At 63.7% G+C, this 14,946-nt stretch carries 12 protein-coding genes; 1 reads left to right on the top strand and 11 read right to left on the bottom strand.

The features are described from left to right. The 11 genes from xrtA to RMO89_RS10630 form a co-directional block, all read right to left on the bottom strand. Positions 1–1,560 carry an exosortase A gene (xrtA, locus tag RMO89_RS10680; RefSeq protein WP_310533022.1) on the bottom strand — a complete coding sequence of 520 codons (1,560 nt, stop codon included), beginning with the start codon at positions 1,558–1,560 and terminating at the stop codon, positions 1–3. Beyond that, positions 1,550–2,773, bottom strand: coding sequence for a TIGR03087 family PEP-CTERM/XrtA system glycosyltransferase (locus RMO89_RS10675; protein WP_310533021.1), 1,224 nt, complete (start codon positions 2,771–2,773; stop codon positions 1,550–1,552). Before RMO89_RS10675 ends, xrtA begins: the two co-directional genes overlap by 11 nt. Next, positions 2,773–3,846 carry a FemAB family XrtA/PEP-CTERM system-associated protein gene (locus RMO89_RS10670; RefSeq protein WP_310533019.1) on the bottom strand — a complete coding sequence of 358 codons (1,074 nt, stop codon included), beginning with the start codon at positions 3,844–3,846 and terminating at the stop codon, positions 2,773–2,775. Before RMO89_RS10670 ends, RMO89_RS10675 begins: the two co-directional genes overlap by 1 nt. After that, positions 3,843–4,706 (bottom strand): XrtA system polysaccharide deacetylase, encoded by an 864-nt coding sequence (locus RMO89_RS10665; protein ID WP_310533070.1) that lies wholly within the window; start codon positions 4,704–4,706, stop codon positions 3,843–3,845. The genes RMO89_RS10670 and RMO89_RS10665 overlap by 4 nt, the downstream gene beginning before the upstream one ends. Positions 4,707–4,744: 38 nt before the next feature. Further along, positions 4,745–5,941: an XrtA/PEP-CTERM system-associated ATPase gene (locus RMO89_RS10660; protein WP_310533018.1), complete on the bottom strand. Its 1,197-nt coding sequence runs from the start codon at positions 5,939–5,941 to the stop codon at positions 4,745–4,747. Between the two features lie 21 nt (positions 5,942–5,962). Then, positions 5,963–7,669, bottom strand: a complete 1,707-nt coding sequence (locus RMO89_RS10655; RefSeq protein ID WP_310533017.1) for a preprotein translocase subunit YajC — start codon at positions 7,667–7,669, stop codon at positions 5,963–5,965. A gap of 4 nt (positions 7,670–7,673) precedes the next feature. Beyond that, positions 7,674–8,741 (bottom strand): AAA family ATPase, encoded by a 1,068-nt coding sequence (locus tag RMO89_RS10650; RefSeq protein ID WP_310533016.1) that lies wholly within the window; start codon positions 8,739–8,741, stop codon positions 7,674–7,676. A gap of 10 nt (positions 8,742–8,751) precedes the next feature. Next, entirely contained in the window at positions 8,752–10,272 is a 1,521-nt protein-coding gene (locus RMO89_RS10645; RefSeq protein ID WP_310533015.1) for an XrtA system polysaccharide chain length determinant, read from the bottom strand. 23 nt (positions 10,273–10,295) lie between these two features. Further along, a complete protein-coding gene (locus RMO89_RS10640) occupies positions 10,296–10,940 on the bottom strand; it encodes an XrtA/PEP-CTERM system exopolysaccharide export protein (protein WP_310533014.1) in 645 nt (214 codons plus the stop codon). Positions 10,941–11,140: 200 nt separating this feature from the next. After that, complete coding sequence (locus RMO89_RS10635) at positions 11,141–12,367, bottom strand: pyridoxal-dependent decarboxylase, exosortase A system-associated (RefSeq protein ID WP_310533013.1); 1,227 nt, start codon at positions 12,365–12,367, stop codon at positions 11,141–11,143. Beyond that, positions 12,364–13,899 carry an acyl-CoA ligase (AMP-forming), exosortase A system-associated gene (locus RMO89_RS10630; RefSeq protein WP_310533012.1) on the bottom strand — a complete coding sequence of 512 codons (1,536 nt, stop codon included), beginning with the start codon at positions 13,897–13,899 and terminating at the stop codon, positions 12,364–12,366. The genes RMO89_RS10635 and RMO89_RS10630 overlap by 4 nt, the downstream gene beginning before the upstream one ends. A gap of 31 nt (positions 13,900–13,930) precedes the next feature. On the opposite strand from RMO89_RS10630, the gene RMO89_RS10625 reads away from it, so the two are divergent. After that, complete coding sequence (locus RMO89_RS10625; RefSeq protein WP_310533011.1) at positions 13,931–14,944, top strand: GNAT family N-acetyltransferase; 1,014 nt, start codon at positions 13,931–13,933, stop codon at positions 14,942–14,944. The last annotated feature ends 2 nt before the right edge of the window (positions 14,945–14,946 follow it).

Raw genomic sequence — 14,946 nt, 5'->3', positions numbered from 1 at the left:
CTACCGGATCGCGCCGACGCGGTCCATCCACACGTCGACAGGGCCGATGGCGGATTGGAAGCGCGCGACGCTGGCTTCAGGCTTCAGGGTTCCCGTCTTTTCCGAGGAAATAATAAGCACGGCAGTCGGCCGCGATCGCAAAAGCAGACGATCCAGCGTGTTGGCCAATTTCAGGCGGAAATTGCTGCCAGTGAGCGTTCCGCCGCTGCGGTACCATGTAAAGGCAACCCGCTCGATTTGGCCGCGTGCCAGCAGCCGGTCTGCCTTTGAAGCATCAAGCGCCGGACCCGGCGAAAGCCACGACCATTCGGATTGCGGCATCAGCGCGCCCTCGCCAAAGCCGCCGGCCTCGCGCCCTTCGGACTGGCCCGAATAGAGCGCATAGAAAACGTCCACAGTCTCACCCTGCGCATTCGCATAGCGGCCCAGCAGACGGTGTTCCGCACCGGAAGCGCGGGGCTCCCAAGGGGCTTGCGGCGCATAGTCGGCGCGCTGCCATCCAGGGACGTCAGGCAGGAACAGCTGTTCGGGCAAACGCGCGGACAGCCGCTCGGCCGCCATCGCCCAGCTCGTCGCGCCAAGTACGGCCAAGCCCATGATGACCAGCGCCGGGCGGATGCCGACCGAGCGCCGCGACCAGCGATCGAGCAGCGGCGAGGCAAGGATAGCCTCGCCATCGATCATCGGCGCACCGGGCGGACGGTCGAAAAAATGCCAGCCCAGCACGATGACCAGCGCGATCACCAGCGCGAAAAAGAACCACCCGTAGACGATGTGATCGAAGCCGGTGGCATATTCGGCGCCCTTGAACTGCGCGACGTAGATCGTCGCCCAGGCGCGTACCCCGTTGGCCAGGATCGGCGCGGCTATCGCCAGAACAAGGAAGGCAATGCGCCGTTTCCAGCTGATGAAACAGACATGCGCCGCCAGCACGCCAAAGGCGATCATGGCGATGAGGAATTTTACCCCCGAACAGGCCTCTGCCACTTCGAACAGGCCCGCGGGCGTATCAATGAAGACGCCGTCAATCACGGCGGGAATGGCGGACAAGTGAGTCAGCAGAATCACCATTTCAGCGGTGATCATCTGCAATGCTGGTACCAGCTCGTCGCCGAAGGGCACGAGGAATGCCATGTAGCCCAGCGGAAATAGGAGCGCCCGGCCAACTTTAGGGCCGAGAATGGCCAGTGCGCTTGCACCCAGCATAGCGACGGCTGCGCACTGTCGAATCAGATTGAATCCCGAAAAGGCCCCCAGCACCCAAAGGATCGCAGCACAGGCAAATAACCAAAGGCCGGTCCGCCAGCCGATTGGCGTCATTTCGCGCAGTTGCGGCCAGCGTTGCCAGACCAGCCAACCGATGATCGGCGGGACAAGCAGCACGTGGGTATAAGTCGAAATGTTCCACCATTGGTCGAACATCGCCGCCCAATCGCGTGCAAAGCAGGTGATCAGCAGGAGCCAGGAAACGGCCAGCCCCGCCGCCGGTTCACGCCAATGCGCCGGGATTCGGTCGATATAAGTGCGGGGAAAGTCGATGGCCGGCGCTTCAGGCGGCATGGCTCTCACCCTGCCCGGTCATCCCGAGGATTCCAGGAAGCGGCGCCAGAACTGCCTGCCACGAGCGGCGGTCCTGCAGGTAGCGCCGCGCGGCTAGCCCCATGGTCTTCGCACGCTGACGGTCGCGCAGCAGGGTAATGGTGTGGCGGACAAGTGCGTCGTCGTCCTCACCAATCATGATCTCGCGCCCGTGCTGCGCGCCTATTCCGGTAGCTGCGCCTTCTGAGGCGACGACGGGCACGGCCATCGCCATCGCCTCCAGCACCTTGTTCTGTACCCCGCGCGCGATTTCTAGCGGGACGAGCGCGAGGTCAGCCGCGCGCAAATAGGCGGGCATGGAATCGACCCTGCCCCAGACCCGGCAGCCATCGACGCCGTCGAGCGCCTTGACCTGCGCGGTCGGATTGCGACCGATGATATGAAGCTGCGCGCCGGGAATGACCGAGCGGATGCGCGGCAACAGACTGCGCGCGGCCCGCAGGACAGCGGCTACATTGGGCGCGTAGTCCATCTGCCCGGTGAACACGATCTTGTGCCCGGGCAGGCCAGCAAAGACTGTGTCCGGCAGCGTAGAAAATGGGTCGAAAGTCGCCGAATCAATTCCGTTCTCCAGCGCCTCGACGCGCGCCGGCACCGAAAGCCGGCTGGCAAAAAGCTTAGCCTCCTCGTGCGACACGAGAAGGCTGGTGTCGGCGCGGGCGGCGAGGCGGTTCTCCTCAACCTTGAGTACCCGGCCCTCGCGCGCATTGATCAGACGCATCGCCGGATTGCCTACTTGAGCATAGGCTTCGAACTTGGCCGAATCGACATCGACGAAATCGATCACCAGCCTCCCGCGCCAGTCAGCGGGGACATATTGTCCCATCTGGCCCGAGAAGACGTAGATCGCCGAAATGTCGCGCGTGCGGAGCGTGCGCTCAACAAACTGTTCGATAGCGGGATCGTGAAAGGCGGTCAGGCTGACTGGCTGGCGCCGGAGAACGGCCTCTGCCCCGGCGCGCCACATCGGCTTCGTGCGCTCTGCCACAAAGCTGGTTCGCGCCAGAGCTTCCAGATCGCGCTGGGCTTCGGCATCGTTTTCGTCATCGGCGAAAGTCGCGACATGGACCGGACCAAGCTTCGCCAGTGCTTTCAGTACATGGTGCGAGCGGATCTTGTCGCCCCGGTCGGGCGGGAACGGGATGCGGTGGGCGAGGAACAGAATCTCTCCCATCAGCCGAGCCCCTTGGCAATCAGCGGCCCCAACCGGTTGGCTACGGCGAGTGGCAGACGCTGCCAGACGGCGATCTGCATGGCGTGCTTGGCGCTCGTCGGATCGGCATCGCGCACCGGCTGGCCGGGTGCAGTCCAGGCGGCATAGGACAGCGGCTCAGGCTCAAAGCCCCAGTTGCGCTTGAAGTGATAGGCACCGCTGCCCGTCTTCGACCGGCCGAAATCGAACGAGGAGCAACCCCGGCGGCGGGCGTGAAGCATCAGCTCGAAATACATCCGGTCATTGGCACGCAGCCGCCGTGCGTCCCACGTGCCGCCGCCCCAATAGGGCATGACCGCACCGCGATGGTACACCGAGAGGACCGAAGCGACCGAGCGTTCGCCTTCATAGACCGTCAGAATATCGGCAGCGTCACCGAACCGGTCGAGGACGGCATCGAACAGTGCGCGCGGAAATACCGGCGTGCCAAGGTTGCGAACCGATTCGGCGTAGACGGCGTAGTGGGCCGCGCGGTCCTTTGCCGAAGTGCCGATCTCAACCCGCAGGTCCTTCTCCAGGCCTTTGCGGACTTCAGCGCGCTGCTTGCGCGGAATGGCAAGCAGTTCAGCTTCATCATCGGCAGCGAGTGGACGCGCGAAGCCGCAATGCGATTCGGTCTTGATCACCCAGCCGACGAGGTCCTGCGGCAGGTCGCCGCCGCGCAGTTCGATTGATGGGCATGAGCGCATGAGCGCATGCCGCTCGGCCTCGGCCAGAACCGCGTCCCCGTCGCAGCCGGCTGTCAGGAGGCCGCCACCAACCGCAAATCCGCTCGATGCAAGCATCCGGCCGAAGATCGGCGAATGGATCTCGTTCAGCGGCAGCCAGGCGCAGACTGACCCGCCCCGTTCGCCCACCAGCCCCAGCGCGCGGTTGCCGGTGCCATCGGCAACGGCGCAGAGCCAGGCCGGGCGATGGAACGGGGTTGCGCCGGGATGGTCAGCAAGAAAGCCTTCGATGCGCGCTGCCTCGCCGGCGTCGGCGGGATCGATCTGGCGCAACGTTATTGCTTCCGGACGAAACGGCGCGTTCATGCCGCAAGCCTGAGCGGCGCAGCGCGCGATGCCTCGCCGACCACCAGCGCATCCATCCGGCCCCAGGCGAAGTCGCCGAGGAGCAGGCGCAGCTTCGCGGCCATGACGTCGAGGTTGGTGTAATGCCGGAATTGCGATTTGAACGGCGCATTCTTCATGCGCGGCTGGTCGGGATCGACCTCCCACGGATGAAAATAGAATACTGCGGGCCGGCGGTCTCGTTCATTCACCTGACGGATCGCCCAGCGCGAAAAAGCGTAGGGCAGCACGCGGAAGAAACCCCCACCACCTGCGGCAAGGCGCCGACCGGCAAATTCGGCGGTGGTCACCGGAACTTCGATCAGGTCCGAACCCTCCAACGGCTGGAAGGCAAAGCGCGGCGCGGCGCGCCAGCCGTAGTGATCGTGCGCGATCGGCGCGACGCTTGAGGAATAGGTGTAGCCCTGCTCGGCGAGCACCTCGAAGGCCCAGGGTGTTCGCTGGTCGATCGAGAAACTCGGTGCGCGGTAGCCGGTGACGGCCTGACCACTTGCCTGTTCAATCGCCTCGCGGGCGCGCTTCAGGTCTGCGGCGAAAGCCTCAGCCCCCAGCGTGAAGACTCGGGCGTGATCCCAGCCGTGGCTGGCGATTTCGTGACCGGCATCGGCAATGCGCCGCATCATGGCGGGATGACGCTCTGCCACCCAGCCCAGCGTGAAGAACGTCGCCTTCACGCCGGCATCATCAAACAGACCGAGAATCAGGTCGCAATTTCGCTCGACCCGGCTGGCATGACCGTCCCACTCCGAACGCGCGATGGTGCGTTCAAAGGCGCCGACCTGGAACCATTCCTCGACGTCGACCGACAGGCCGTTGATGATCGCTTGACGATCCAAGAGCGCGACCCCTCTTCGCCCGATCAGGCTGCAATCTGTTCGTCGGCCTCAAGCCATTCGACCAGCATGGCGAGCGTGTGTCGAACGGTCTGTTCCTGTTCGACAAGCCGCGCCTCGAGTTCCTCGATCCGCTGGTTGAGCGCATCGACAGCGCCATTGTCTACGCTCACCACAGGCGCGGAATGCTCGCTGCCATTCGCGAGTTCGAGCACGGCCTGCTGTAGCTCGGCTATCTGCGCGTCGCGCGCGGCTAGAGCGGCTTCGAAATCCGCATTGCTGGGGGCCGCTTCGGCAACAGCCACTGCCTGATAAGCGGGTGCAGCATCGGCGTGGGCGGCAGGGCGCGGCAAATTGCCGGGGGCGCGGACCGGCTCGGGACGGGGCCGCCGGGTCGATAGCGGCAACGCCGTATCGTCGGCCAGCTCTGCGAGCACTTGCTGCAGCATGGCGGCATCGATGCGCGTTCGTTCCTCGACAGCGCCGAGCAGCATGAGGCGGTTGAAGATCTGGTTGATCCGGCGCGGAACGCCGCCCGAAGCTTCATAAAGCTCGGAGAAGACGCGCTGATCGAAGCTGGGGTTGCCCTGCCAGCCGACGCACGACAGGCGGTGTTCGACATAGGGCTGCACTTCGGCGGGCTGCATTGCATCCAGGTGATGCGCCGCAATCACGCGCTGGCGCAGCTGTTCAAGCTGCGGCGAAAGCTGGATCAGGTCGCGGAATTCCGGCTGCCCCAGCAGCAGCGTCTGCAGCAGGGGATGCGCGCCAAGCTGGAAGTTGGACAACATGCGCAGCTCTTCAAGTGCACTGATCGACAGGTTCTGCACTTCGTCGACCACCAGCAGGCAGCGGCGACCGGCGCGGGCTTCTTCGTGAAGGAAGCCCTCGATCGCGCCGAGCGCGGCGGCCTTGTCATGGCCTTCGATCATCAGACCGAAAGCTTGCGCGATGACATGGATGATCTCTTCGCCATCAAGCGACGAGGTGACGACCTGCGCTGCGGTCAGCCGCGCCGGGTCGATTGTCGCCATCAAATGCGCGACCAACGTGGACTTGCCCGCGCCCACCTCACCGGTGATGACCACAAAGCCTTCGCCCTGGGCCAGACCGTAGGACAGATAGGACAGCGCCTTGCGGTGCGTTCCACTCTCGAAATAGAATGTCGCATCCGGCGTCAGCTGGAACGGCTTGCCCTTCAGGCCATAGAAATCATCAAACATGGTCAGCTTCCCCTAGCAGGCTCAGAACGAATACCGGACGCCGACCAGCGCCGAGGCGCTCCACAGGTCAGGCAGGGTTTCGCGATTCAGTCCATCGACACCGACGGCGAGATTTGCCGTCAGATGATCGGTGATGTTGCGGAAATAGGCGGCGCTGGCGCCCAGCGTCGTGCCGTCCTCGGCCGTCACGAAGCCCGAATTGAACCAGGTCGCATAGACGTTGGTGGCAAAGCGCGAGTTCGCGTCGATCCGGCCATTGAGATAGGCCGACATCCAGTAGTTCTCGTCCACCAAACCATTGGCGGAGGCGAGGATCGTCCCCGGAGCAGCGATGAACTTGCGGCGGTCGTAGCCAAGGCCGACGCCTGCTTCCAGATTGCCGAGGTCGTAACCCAAGCTCGCCGCGACACCACGCGAACGGAAGGTCGAAGAGCGTACAGAACCGAGCGCATTGCCGAGGCAGTTGCCGCTTTCCATGCTCGACAGGCAGGTGTTGAGATCACCGGTCAGCGGATTGCGGTTGGCCTGAAAATTCGTCGGCAGGTTGGCGAGTGCCTTGTTCAACTGGCCGCCGAAGCCGGCGATGTTGTCGTAGACGGCGACGTTCAGGCTCATGCGGCGATTGGGCGCGTAGGCGAATGTGCCGTAATAGCTTGTCGTGCCGTACCGCTTGCCGACGTGGGCTTCGAGCGCGGTGCGCTTGGACGGGCGCCACATCACACCGGCATCCCAGATGAAGCCGCTGGTGTCATATGCGAGCACGCGCGGGCTGGACTTGTCGGTGACGTAACGGCCGTTCGATCCGCGGATCGGTGCGCCGAGCGTATCGCGCTGAACGTCGCGCGCGGAAATCTCGACGTCTTCGTAACCGACGCCGCCAACCAGCGCGAGATCGCGCGACACCGGCAGGGTCACGTCGACCCGGGCATGCAGGTCCTTTACCCGCTGATCGAGGTTGGAGATGTCTTCCTGGTAATAGCCGGCGCCGGCACCGATGCCGACCGGCAGCATGGCACCGGGGCTGACACCGGCGTGCAGCTCAGCGTTGTGCGAGGTCGAATGATCGAACACGTCGACCGCCGGTCCACCCACAGCATTGGCGATCGAGCTGTCCGTGCCGACCTTGGTATAGCCAATGCGGTAGCCGGCATCGATAGCAACATCGCCGGCGCGCGACTTGATCGTCGGGCCGCCGTAGACTGACCAGACCTGCGTCGAACCACCGCCGACAAAGCGTCCGCCCGGGGTGATCGAACCGTTGGCTTCTACCTTGGAGCGCGCCGCCATGGCGCCGGCTTCAAAGTTCAGCGCATTGGGCACGACTGCCACACCGACGCGGGCGATGCCGCTGATCGTGTCACCATCAGCTGCCTTGCCGTAACCGAAGCGGCGCTCATAGCGGACCGAAGCGGCACCCTTGGTGTTGCGGCCTTCGATGCTGGCATCAAGGCCGGCGGCAATCGCCGAGTACGTGAGGAAATCGCTGCCGGGCGAAAGTTCGGCCGTGGCGACCTGCGATGCCTCGATATACGGCGTGATCGACACCTTCTTGCCCGAGCGGCCGCGCTTGCCGCGCGAATCGCTCGACTTGGCATCATCACCGTCATCGTCACTGCTACCGACCTTGCTCGACCCGTCGTAGGACATGGTCTGCGCATGGGCGTGCAGCGGCAAGGCCAGCGCCATGCCAAGTGATGCGAGTACGAGTTTGCTGGTGCGCGTGTTCATCGCACTATCCCCTGTATCCGTAATAGGAACCGAAACGGCGGCCGCTGGGGCTGAAGTGCACCCCGTTGAGCAGCAGCTGGATGTTTGGGCAGGCCGAAAGCAGCGAGATTGCGTCTTCCAGGGCACCCTGCCCGGTCTTGTCGCACCGGGCGACCACAACAGCCTGACCGGCATACTTGGCAAGTTCAGCGGCAGGCGAAGCTGCCAGCGCCGGGGGGGAATCGAATATGACGATGCGGTTCGGCGCGCCCTGCACCAGCCGGTCGAGCACCTGCGCGGTGTGCGAGGAGGCCAGTTGTTCGGTATCGCTGTTGGTCATCGACCCCGCCGGAAGCACATAAAGGCCGCCGACATCGGTGCCAATCACGCAATCCGCGACGTCGATCGAAGGATCGGTCAAGGCATCCATGAGCCCCTTGCCGCCCGGCAGGCCGAGCGTTGACAGCACGGACGGCTTGGCGAAATCGGCATCGACCAGCACGACTTCGCTTTCCTTCTCTGCCGCAATCGACAGCGCAAGGTTGACCGAGGTGTAGGTCTTGCCCTCGCCCGGAAGCGGCGAGCAGATGAGGATACGCTGGGCGGCATAGCCCATGCCGCCGCGCGCCAGTTCCTTGGCCTGCAGCAGAAGCTGCCGCTTGATGATGCGGAATTCTTCCAACAGGCCGGAAACGCCGCCTTCGGGCTGGATCATGCCTTGCTGGCGAAGCAGCGCGCGATCGATTTTGTGGTTCGGGCCGGTGAACGTGACCGGCTCGACAGCGATCGCCGGCGCGGCGGGAGCGGCAGGAATTGGGGCCTGAGCCGGCGCAGCAATAGGCGCGGCAGGTGCTTCCTTGATCCGCTCGAAGCGGGCCGAAGCAGGCTCGGGAGCGGCTGGCGCAGCTTCCAACGGCTGTTCGTCCATACGCCGCACCTTGCGCAGTTGCCGGCGCGGCGGGATCAGTTCTGCCGGGATCGGCATGCCGCCCAGCGAAGCGAGGTCGAGCCCTTCGCTTGCGCGTTCGAGCGACGACTTGCGGCGCGGCTGCACGGCATCTGACGGAAGGGGGATTTTGGTCTGTTCGGTCATCGTTTCACCCTCACGCCACCATGCCGACCTGGATCATCTCTGAAACCAGCAGCAGGACGAAGACGCCGAGCAGCGCGACGCAGCCCGCATAGAACTGCTTCATCCGCTTGCGGCGCAGCGCACGGCCGGCCTCGTTCAGCGTCTGGCTGATCGCGCCAAGCACTGGCAGTCCAAGCGAGCGCTCCAGCTTGGCCGTGGTCGCAAAAGTCGAGCGCAACTGGCCAACCGCGAAAGCCGCGCCGACGCCGGCACCGATACCCATGACCAGTACGCCGAACAGCAGCAGCGGACGATTGGGCGCCGCAGGGCCGCGCGGCGTGGTCGGCGGATCGATGATCTGGAACTTGGCGGTGCCTTGTTCGGTTTCCACCTGGCCGCGCAGGCGCAGAGCCTCGCGGTCGGCGAACAGCTTGTCGTATTGCGTCTTTAGCTGTTCGTAGTCACGGCTGATGCGCTGCGCTTCAGCGGCAACCTCTGGATTCTGGATCTGCTTGGCCATGACCTGCGCCATCTCGGTCTGCATCGAGGCGCGGCGTGATTGCAGCGCTTGGACATTGGCCTGGCGTTCGGCACGGATCGATACCAGCGACGAATAGGCCGGGTTCGGCTGGCCCACCGGGCCGCCTTCATTGGCGGCGGCGGAACGCAGCGAGGCGATCTGGTTCTTGAGCGTGATGACGTCCGGGTGGTTATCGGTCAGCCCGCGCGCGCGCATTCCGGCTAATTGGCCCTGCGCTTCTGCGAGTGCACCGCGGGCGCCGCCTGACTGGCCCACACCCTGCAGGGTCTGCGGCGTGCCGGCAAGCTGGCCATTGATGGCCGCAAGTGCGCTTTGTGCAGCCGCAAGGTCAGCATCAATGCCGCGCAGTTCAGACCGGCTGGCCTCCATGCGCTGCAGCACCGACGAACCGCCCTGAGCGAGCTCGGGGAAGCGCGCTTCAAACTCGGTGCGCTTCTTTTCGGCTTCCTCAAGCGCCTTCTGGCGCGATGCCAGCTGCTGGTCGAGAAATTCGAGATTGGAGCCCATGGCGCCGTTGCCGCCAACGAGGTTTTCCTCGCGGAAAATGTCGATCAGCTTCTGGACAATGTCCTGCGCCAGCTTGGCAGTTTCGGCATCGGACAGCGATCCGTCGCTGGCGACAGCGCTGATCTTGAACAGATTGTCCTGCTCGCTCTCGACCTTGATCTTCTTCGACAGTGACTGGATCACCGATTCCATCTGCTTGGGCGTGGTGACGCCGTCGCCAAGACGGGTGGAGCGGACGACCTTTTCCAGGTTCACCGCGCCGGTCAGTGTCTGGCGAACGCGTTCGATGTCGCGTTTGCGATCGTTGACGCCAACGCCGATCTGTTCGGCCAGCGGATCGTCGAGGTGAACGAAGATGCGGGCACGCGATTCATAGCTGTTCGGGATCATTGCCACGACCAGCCAGCCCAACATGCAGACGGCCCAGGCAACGGCCAGCACCACCCACCGGCGATGCCAGACGCTGTAAACCGCCGAGCGGAGTTCGTCGAAGATCGAGTTCATGTCTTGCCCCGCCCCAACCGCTCTCAGAACGCGCTTTCGGGGATGATGATCACATCACCGGGCATCAGCATGACATTGGCCTTGCTCTCGCCCTTCTTGAGCAGGTCGCCGAGCCGCAGCGCGAATTCCTTCTGGCTGCCGGTCGACTTGTCGAATCGGATCAGCTTGGCGCGGTTACCGGCGGCGAATTCGGACAGGCCGCCCACCGCGATCATCGCGTCGAGCAGAGTCATGTTTGCGCGGTATGGCAGCGATGCGGGCTTCTCGGTCGCGCCGATCACGCGCACCTGCTGGCTGAACGTGCCGGCAAACTTGTTGACGATGACCGAGACCAGCGGGTCCTGAATGTACTGCGAAAGCTGGAGCTTGATGTCTTCCGACAGCATCGAGGGGGTCTTGCCCACGGCCGGCATGTCGGTGATCAGCGGCGTGGTGATGCGGCCGTCAGGGCGGACCTGCACGTTCGCGCCAAGCTCCAGATTGCGCCAGACGAATACGGTCAACTCGTCAAGCGGCCCGATCACGTATTCCTCGCCCGGACCTTCCTGCATCGACACGAAGCTGGCCGCAGGAAGCTGCGGTCCGCTCGACGAACCGGCGCAGCCGGTCAGCATCAGGCTGGCCACGGCAGTACCGGCTAGCAGTCGGGACAAACGATCGGTCGGCATACAAGCACACCCTCAGTTGTGGCGGCTTGTGAGGTGCAGAATACGACGGGCCCGTCCCATTGGTGCACATGGCATGCCGCCAGTTCAGCTGCGGCTATCGCCAAAAAGGGTGAACATACCGTTATCCTTGAACGGATATTCCGGAATTCAGGCGGCTTTTTGAGGGACAATCCCTTAATGGGACAGTCTATTCCTTAACTCTAAACGAGCATTTCTTGCGCCGGACCATGGCCCAGGAAAGCCGCCGGGCTGGCACTGGCCCCATAAGCCCCGGCACAGAATATGGCGACGAGATCACCAACCTCGGCACGAGGGAAACCGGCTTTTTCAGCCAGCTTGTCCATTGGCGTACACAGGCAGCCGACCACGCTCGCCTCTTCCTCGACCGGCGCGCCGAAGCGCGTGGCGATGGCCACCGGGTAATTGCGGCGAACGACGGTGCCGAAGTTGCCCGAAGCGGCCAGTTGGTGATGCAGTCCGCCGTCCGTGACGAGGAAGACTTCGCCATGGCTCATCTTGCGATCGACAATGCGGGTCAGGTAAATCCCGGCTTCGCCGACAAGATAGCGTCCCAACTCGATATTGAAGCGGGTATCGCGCAAAACCTCCGGAAGCGCGGCGAAGCGAGCATCCAGCGCCGCCCCAACGGCGGCAACGTCGACTGGCTCGTCGCCTGGAAAATAGGGAATGCCGATGCCGCCGCCCAGATTGCAATGCGGCAGCGGCGCGCCAATGGCCGTGGCCAAGCGCGCGGCAAGATCGAGCGTCTGGCCTTGCGCTTCGATGATCGCGTCCGCCGAAAGCGCCTGGCTGCCGGCGAAGATATGCAGGCCGTGCCACTCCGCGCCCGCTTCAATGATTCGTCGCGCCAGCGCCGGAACGCGTTCTGCATCCACCCCGAACGGCTTTGCTCCGCCGCCCATTTTCATACCTGACCCCTTGAGATCGAAATCTGGGTTCACTCGGATGGCGAGGCGAGCGGTTCGGCCTTCCCGCGCAGCAATGGCCAACGCACGTTCCGCTTCGCCTTCGGATTCAAGGTTCAGCGTCACGCCGTGATGAATCGCTGCCGCCAGTTCTGAATCGCGCTTACCGGGACCTGCGAAGCTGATCTTCCGCGGCGAAACACCGGCAGCGAAGGCCATCGTCATCTCACCTGCCGAAGCGACGTCAAATCCGTCCACCAGATTCGACATGACATCGAGAACCGGTGCGAAGGGATTGGCTTTCATGGCAAAGTGAATGCCAAGCCGCTGCGGCATTGCAGCGCGCAGATGGGCGACTTTCTCGGTCAACATCCGCTGGGAATAGACAAACAGCGGCGTTTCATGCGCGCGTTCGACCAGTTCGCTGACCTTGTGCCCATCGATGGCGAGTTCGCCATCAATGGCGGTGAAGCCGGCGGGGATCGGTCCGAGTGCCTTCACGCGGCTTCTGCTTGCTGGAGTTCATGCGCCAGACCCGCTCGGTCAATCTTGCCATTGGGACTGATCGGCATGGCATCGCGCCAGTGAATGACTTTGGGCTGCATGAAATTCGGCAAATTCTGCATAAGTTTACGCGGCAATTCTTCCCTGAAGTCTGAAATTCCGGGAGCTGGTCTGGCAACCAAATGCACCACTTGACCCAGCCGCGCATCTTTCACGCCCAGCGCCACCGCTTCAGCGACAAGGCCGGTGGCGAGCGCCGCCTCTTCGACTTCCTGCGGGCTGATCCGGTTACCCGCGCTCTTGATCATCGCATCACGCCGCCCGACAAAATACAGCAGGCCGTCGGCATCGCGCTTCACCCGGTCACCGGACCACACCGCCATGCCGCCATATCGCGAGGCCGCAGGAGCTGCCTTGTAGCGTTCGGCGGTTCGTTCGGCGTCTTGCCAGTAGCCCTGCGCCACCAGCGGCCCGCAGTGGACGAGCTCGCCTTCCTCGCCATCCACAGTGACTTCACCATCGTCGCCAATCACGAGGATCTCCGCGTGGGGGATTTCCTTGCCCATTGATGTCGGGTGGCTGTCAATCAAAGCGGGATCGAGGAAAGTCGAACGGAAGGCTTCGGTTAGGCCGTACATGGCAAACAGGCGCGCTTGCGGGAACTGGCCACGCAGGCGGCGAACAAGGTCTTCAGTCAGCGCACCACCCGAATTCGTCATCCGGCGAAGCTTTGCCGCAGTTTCTGGCGGCCAATCCAGTTCGGCCAATTGCACCCACAGCGGCGGCACGGCTGCCAGCGTGGTCACACCATTGCGCTCGACCGACTTCACCACATCGCGCGGCGTAAGGTAATCGAGCAGGACGACCGACCCACCGGCGTACCACGTTGAAAGCAGCTGATTCTGACCGTAGTCGAACGACAGCGGCAGGACCGCCAGGGTCACATCATCAGCCGCAAGCCCGAGATAGGAAGCGACACTTTCCGCCCCCAGCCACATATTTGCGTGGCTGAGCATCACGCCCTTGGGCCGACCCGTGGACCCAGACGTATAAAGAATGGCTGCCAGTTCGTTCGGATCAGCCTGCGATGGTGCGAGATTGCCGCCGAAAGCCGCCGCCTGTTCAAGCGCCTCGCTCTCACTAACAAGCACCGCCCCCGCAGCATCCCCATCCTCAAGCGTCTGCAACCGCGCGGGCGAGCCGATCAGCAACCGCGTGCCGCTATCGGCAAGGATGTGCGCAACCTGCGCCCGCTTCAGCAGTGGGTTAACGGGAACGTGGACGAGACCAGCCCGGGCCGCAGCGAGCGGCATCAGGCAGGTCAGCTCACCCTTGGCCGCCCAGGTCGCCACCCGCGCGCCTTTTTCGGGCACCTGCGCCGCGAGCCAGGCCGCAAGGCGCGAGATACGCGATCTTAAGTCCTTGTAGCTAAGCATCTCACCGCGCAGCACCAGCGCCGCCGCATCCTCCTCGCCCCTGAGGGCAAGATGGTCGAGCGGAAGGATGGTGGAAGGCAGCGAGGTAGACACTAGTGAACAGTCTCCGAGGGGTACGTATCAAGTGATCGTGGTTACCTATCACGATGATCTTAAGGAAGTCCAAGCAGATGCTCCGTTGTCGGAGTTGCTGGGCGAGGCGCAGTCTTGCGCCCCTTTCGATCGTTTGGCCTGGTGGCAGAACCTGGCCGAAACTTGCGATATCCTCCCCCTGATCGCCGTTACCCGCAGCGGCGATCAGCGCGCCGTCCTCGGCCTGATGCGCCGCCAGCGGTCGATCCTTGCGCTGGCCAATTGGTATGCCTTCCGCGTGCGCCCGCTGTTCACCAAGGGCGCGGACGAGGCCGCACTGCTAACCGCACTCGCTGCCGATCTGGCGGGACAGGCTCCGCATATCGAGCTTTCGCCGCTGCCGAACGAGAACGGCGAGACCGACCTGGTCGAGGCAAGCTTCCGCAAGGCCGGCTGGGCGGTGTTCCGTGAGCAGAGCGACGTAAACCACGTACTGCCGGTCAGCGGCCGAAGCTTCGCCGAATACCTCGCCTCGCGCCCCGGCCAGCTCCGCACCACGCTCAAACGCAAGGGCGGCAAGGTTGCGGTTGAATTGTTCGACCATTTCGATGCTGACGCCTGGGCAGCCTATGAAACGGTTTACGCGCAAAGCTGGAAACCTGAAGAAGGCTCGCCGCCATTCCTGCGCCGCTTTGCCGAAGAAGAAGGTTCCGCCGGTCGCCTGCGCATGGCCATAGCCCGTCATGAAGGCGAGCCGGTCGCCGCGCAGTTCTGGACGGTGGAAGGCGGCACGGCCTTCATCCACAAACTCGCCCACACCGAAGCGTCAAAGCCGCTGTCCCCCGGAACGACCCTCAGCGCCACGCTGTTTGAACGTGTGATCGACCGCGACCGGGTCACGCTTGTGGACTTCGGCACCGGCAACGATGGCTACAAACGCGACTGGATGGAAGTCGTGCGCCCACGTTACCGGCTCACGATGTTCCGGCCCGCTTGGCCGCAAAACTGGCTGCCTATGACCAAGATCGCGCTGCGCCGCCTTGCAGCGGGGGCAAAGCATGGGTAGAG

Origin of the sequence: Novosphingobium sp., from assembly GCF_031424035.1 — a bacterium.
Taxonomy (GTDB): Bacteria; Pseudomonadota; Alphaproteobacteria; order Sphingomonadales; family Sphingomonadaceae; genus Novosphingobium.
Note: the sequence above shows the minus strand (reverse complement) of the source record. Positions and strands in the feature narration are given on the sequence as shown.

Excerpts from the sequence above, each read along its gene's own strand:
- RMO89_RS10650 (WP_310533016.1), bottom strand. The coding sequence starts at position 8,741 with ATGACCGAACAGACCAAAATCCCCCTTCCGTCAGATGCCGTGCAGCCG.
- RMO89_RS10675 (WP_310533021.1), bottom strand. The coding sequence starts at position 2,773 with ATGGGAGAGATTCTGTTCCTCGCCCACCGCATCCCGTTCCCGCCCGAC.
- xrtA (WP_310533022.1), bottom strand. The coding sequence starts at position 1,560 with ATGCCGCCTGAAGCGCCGGCCATCGACTTTCCCCGCACTTATATCGAC.
- RMO89_RS10645 (WP_310533015.1), bottom strand. The coding sequence starts at position 10,272 with ATGAACTCGATCTTCGACGAACTCCGCTCGGCGGTTTACAGCGTCTGG.
- RMO89_RS10655 (WP_310533017.1), bottom strand. The coding sequence starts at position 7,669 with ATGAACACGCGCACCAGCAAACTCGTACTCGCATCACTTGGCATGGCG.
- RMO89_RS10670 (WP_310533019.1), bottom strand. The coding sequence starts at position 3,846 with ATGAACGCGCCGTTTCGTCCGGAAGCAATAACGTTGCGCCAGATCGAT.
- RMO89_RS10640 (WP_310533014.1), bottom strand. The coding sequence starts at position 10,940 with ATGCCGACCGATCGTTTGTCCCGACTGCTAGCCGGTACTGCCGTGGCC.
- RMO89_RS10660 (WP_310533018.1), bottom strand. The coding sequence starts at position 5,941 with ATGTTTGATGATTTCTATGGCCTGAAGGGCAAGCCGTTCCAGCTGACG.